Source organism: Mesorhizobium sp. M7A.F.Ca.AU.001.01.1.1 (assembly GCF_004022735.1).
GTDB classification, from domain to species: domain Bacteria; phylum Pseudomonadota; class Alphaproteobacteria; order Rhizobiales; family Rhizobiaceae; genus Mesorhizobium; species Mesorhizobium ciceri.
The window spans coordinates 1-3,470 of sequence record NZ_RZPF01000697.1 but is presented as its reverse complement, the minus strand read 5'-3'; the positions used below and the strand labels follow the sequence as shown (position 1 = coordinate 3,470).

Annotated in this window: 3 protein-coding genes and 1 pseudogene; 1 reads left to right on the top strand and 3 read right to left on the bottom strand. The window is 64.3% G+C overall.

What is annotated here, in order from left to right; genetic code table 11:
* Positions 1-189 precede the first annotated feature (189 nt).
* On the top strand, positions 190-1,074 hold the full coding sequence (locus EN884_RS30080) for a helix-turn-helix transcriptional regulator (protein ID WP_013530001.1): 885 nt from the start codon (positions 190-192) through the stop codon (positions 1,072-1,074).
* A gap of 12 nt (positions 1,075-1,086) precedes the next feature.
* Here EN884_RS30080 and EN884_RS30075 read toward each other — a convergent pair whose 3' ends face one another.
* The 3 genes and pseudogenes from EN884_RS30075 to EN884_RS30065 all read right to left on the bottom strand — a co-directional run.
* Positions 1,087-2,022, bottom strand: a complete 936-nt coding sequence (locus EN884_RS30075) for a ribose-phosphate pyrophosphokinase (protein ID WP_013530002.1) — start codon at positions 2,020-2,022, stop codon at positions 1,087-1,089.
* A 237-nt stretch (positions 2,023-2,259) separates the two neighbouring features.
* A complete protein-coding gene (locus EN884_RS30070; protein ID WP_128360917.1) occupies positions 2,260-2,889 on the bottom strand; it encodes a hypothetical protein in 630 nt (209 codons plus the stop codon).
* A 43-nt stretch (positions 2,890-2,932) separates the two neighbouring features.
* Positions 2,933-3,412, bottom strand: a pseudogene (locus EN884_RS30065) (M24 family metallopeptidase); the annotation flags it as partial.
* Positions 3,413-3,470 lie beyond the last annotated feature (58 nt).

Below are 3,470 nucleotides of genomic sequence, written 5' to 3'. Positions count from 1 at the left end.
GCCGGTGGGGCGACGCTGGCTGCTGTCGTATCGGTCAAGGTAGGCTCCGTGGTCTTTTTGGCGGGCACGCCCGCAGGCAACTGGCGGACGCTCCTTGCGGCCACCCTAGGGACGGTGCCTTATAAGCCGCTTGCGAGACGACTTCTTTCGTGGTTTGGTCCAATAGTTTCGCAAGTGGGCCATAACTAGATGCCGCACGGCAAAGAAGTCTTTCACGCTGGCAATGCCAATCTCGGCCAGTTGCACGAGAGCCGCTGGCAGTGGCTTGAGCAAGTGGCCGGGCCGGCGGTGGCATTGCCGACCGAATATCCTGACGGCTACCGCGTGCCACAGCACCGCCACAGCCGCAGCCAGCTCTTGCATGCGCTTGTCGGTGTGGTGCTGGTGACGACACGCTACGGGCGCTGGATGGTGCCGCCCGACCACGCGATGTGGATTCCAGCCGGCACCGAGCATTCCGTCGAGATGCTGGGCGACGTCTCGATGCGTTCGGTTTATGTCATGCCACAGGCGATCCCCGGGCTGCCCGAAGGCTTGCGCGTCGTCGGCGTCACCGACCTGATGCACAGCCTGATCGTGGAATCGGAGAAGCTCCCGCAAGGCGGCGTTCTGGAAGGACGCGGTGGGCTGATCATGAACCTTCTGCTGCACGAAATCCCGACCTTGCCGGAACGGCCTCTCGGGCTGCCATTTCCGTCCGATCCAAGATTGTCGGCGCTGTGCCGACGCTTCGTCGCAGCACCGTCGCCGCATGCGACCATCGACGAGTGGGCCGATGCAGCCGGCATGAGCCGCCGTTCCTTCACGCGCGCCTTCCAGCGCCAGACCGGCCTGTCGCTGTCGACATGGCGCCAGCAGGCCTGCCTGTTCGCGGCGCTGCCCAGGCTGGCGGACGGCGAGCCGATCACCAGGGTGGCGCTTGATCTCGGCTATGACAGCGTGCCGGCCTTCATCACCATGTTCAAGCGCATGCTGGGGACCTCGCCGCGCGGCTATATGCGCGGCGCACGCGAGAACGTCGAGGTCGCTCGTCGCCTGATCGGCCCGGTTCGGTTGGAAAGCTCCGCGCCTTAAGGGCAGGCGGGTTTAGTCGAACAGGCTGGACACCGATTCCTCAGTCGCCGTGCGCGAGATGGCTTCGCCCATCAGGTCGGCGATCGAGATGACGCGGATGTTGGGCGCGTCGAGCACGCCCTGGGTCGGCTGGATGGAATCGGTGATCACCAGTTCCTGCAGCTTCGAGCCGCTGATGCGGGCAACGGCACCGCCCGACAGCACGCCGTGGGTGATATAGGCGGTGACGCTGGTGGCGCCGTTGGCCAGCAGCGCATCGGCGGCGTTGCACAGCGTGCCGCCGGAATCGACGATGTCGTCGATCAGCAGGCAATCCTTGCCGGCGACCGCGCCGATGATGTTCATGACTTCCGATTCGCCCGGCCGTTCGCGGCGCTTGTCGACGATGGCCAGTTGCGCATCGAAGCGCTTGGCCAGCGCACGGGCGCGGACCACGCCGCCAATGTCGGGCGAAACCACCACGACGTTGCCGAGTTGCTTGTATTTGGCCTTCACGTCGCGGGCCATCACCGGCACGGAAAACAGATTGTCGGTCGGGATGTCGAAGAAGCCCTGGATCTGGCCGGCATGCAGGTCGAGCGTCAGAACGCGGTCGACGCCGGCGCGGGTGATCATGTTGGCGACCAGCTTGGCCGAGATCGGCGTGCGGCCGGAGGCGCGGCGGTCCTGCCTGGCGTAGCCGAAATAAGGGATGACCGCCGTGATGCGCTTGGCCGAGGAGCGCATGAAGGCATCGATCATGATAAGCAATTCCATCAAATGATCGTTGGTCGGGAACGAGGTCGACTGCAGGATGAAGACATCCTCGCCGCGCACGTTTTCCTGGATTTCGACGAAGATTTCCTGGTCGGCGAAGCGCCTGACCGTGGCTTTGCCCAGCGGGACGTTGAGGTACCGGGCGACTGCTTCGGCCAGCACCCTGTTGGAATTGCCCGCGAAGAGTTTCATGCACGGTTCCTGGTGGAGGATGATGAGGCCTGACGGACTCGCTTGCGCCCTTTAACCGGGCTTTTAGCGGCCCGCGCTGGTATTGCAAGCGCCGAGATCGGGAATCCGCCGGCTAAACTCAAGAAAGCTCCGCGCCATCGCCGGACTGCAACAGGGAGCAGGGGACTTGTGCTGGTTCTTCTTCTCATTGGGCATCGGATTTTCCCAAAACCGTCTCCACTTTGGGGTCCGATGCCTCTAGCCCGCCTTGCCGCCGAGCCAGGCGGCGAACTGGTCGATGGTCTGGTCGGCGATCGCCTGCATGGTGGCCGGCGAGATCCCCTTCCAGCTGTCGCCGCCCGCGCTGGCGCCGGAATTGACCGACGGAGCCTTCTGCTGGCCATTGATGCGGTGCAGCCGGTTGCCAGCGGGGTCATAGACGTCCCAGACATAGATGACGGTGGTGTCGGCGCCTTCCGACATCGTCGAGAAATAGCCTTTCAGCACATGTGTCACGGTCTGGTCGGCGCTGCCGGCGAGAGTGATGCCGCGCTGCCTGGCACGGGTCTGCAACTCCGCCGTCAGAGGTGTCGCAGCTTCCACCGAAGCGCCGACGATCGGCGCGATCTGCAAGCGGGTCTTCGACAGGATGGCAGCGCTTTGGGCTGATGTGACCGGTGCGGCGGCGGTTGCGGGAGCGCCAGACGTGCTGGTGGCGGGCCCGGCCGGAACCGTTGCCGCCGTGTTGCCTGACGTTGCGGGCAGCGTCTGGGTCGACGTCGCCGGCGGGGGGATCGCCGACGGTTCGAGCACGTCCTTTGCGTTGGTGCAGGCGGCAAGAGCCAATGCCACAAGCAATGACACGGTCGTCACATGCGATCGTCTCATTTGCCTTCTAACTCCTTGGCGAAGAACGCCTCCCACTGTGGATTCACTTTACGATCAAGTCGAGATCATGGCGGGACAGCGGCCTGGGCTGGGATTCGGTGGTCAGGTAGGTGCGGCCAAGCGTCATCGCCGTCTCGGTGTCGGAGTCCATGATGATCATATGGGCGAACAGCGTCATGTTGGGCGCGATCGGTTCGGGATTGCCCTGGTAGAACATCGGCATGTCCATCCAGGACGGGGTGAAGCGGGCGCCGACCGAATAGCCGCAGGCGTTCAGCCGGTGCTTGGTCAGGCCGTGTGCCTCCATGGTGCGGGCATGCGCATCGAAGACGTCGCCGAAGCTGTTGCCCGGCATCATCGCCTTCTCGACAGCCAGGAGTGCTGCGCGGGCGGCGTCGAACAGTTCCTGATGGCGCTTCGACACCTTGCCGGTCAGCACCGTGCGCATCATCGGCGCATGGTAGTGGTTGAAGACGCCGGCCCATTCGAGCGTCAGCTGGTCGTTCTTGGTGAGCTTGCGGCGGCGACTATCCGGCCAACGAGTTCATCATCGGCTCCGGCGTCGATGCGCTGCTGTGCCG